Genomic DNA, 452 nt, shown 5'->3' on the forward strand with positions numbered 1-452 from the left:
TGTTCACATCATGACCACAGTCATCAGTGGTTGTATCGTTACTTTATTTGCATATTGGCTACGTAACCGTAACGATAAGTAAATAGGCGACAATAGCCACACAAAAAAACCCCTCACTACTTGGAATAGTGAGGGGTTTGGTGCATATATGCACGAAGCTTTTGTTAAATGTATTATAACACCATAGTAGGTAGGAATGCAAAGTTCTATTTTTGTTATTTTTCTTTCAAAAGCTAACATTACCAAACTAATTAATTCTAATAATATTATTCTATTTGAGATTTCACAAAATCAATATTAACTTTTGATGTAATAAATAATTCACTGTCGTTTGATAGTTAAATATATTCACCCCATATAACGAAATGGTTATTGTATTATCCTTATATTCTTAACTTAATATTAATTATTTCCAATTATTGTGTTTTTTTCGACTAAAAAATATATTATTA

Annotated in this window: 1 protein-coding gene; it reads left to right on the forward strand. The window is 28.1% G+C overall.

Annotation, left to right across the window (positions count from 1 at the left end):
* The coding region (locus DEQ92_RS24505) for a type I toxin-antitoxin system Fst family toxin (RefSeq protein WP_199522989.1) at nucleotides 1-82 on the forward strand (82 nt) is incomplete at its 5' end.
* Nucleotides 83-452 lie beyond the last annotated feature (370 nt).

The sequence above is a fragment of the Haloferax sp. Atlit-6N genome, assembly GCF_003383195.1.
In the GTDB taxonomy this organism is placed as follows: Archaea; Halobacteriota; Halobacteria; order Halobacteriales; family Haloferacaceae; genus Haloferax; species Haloferax gibbonsii.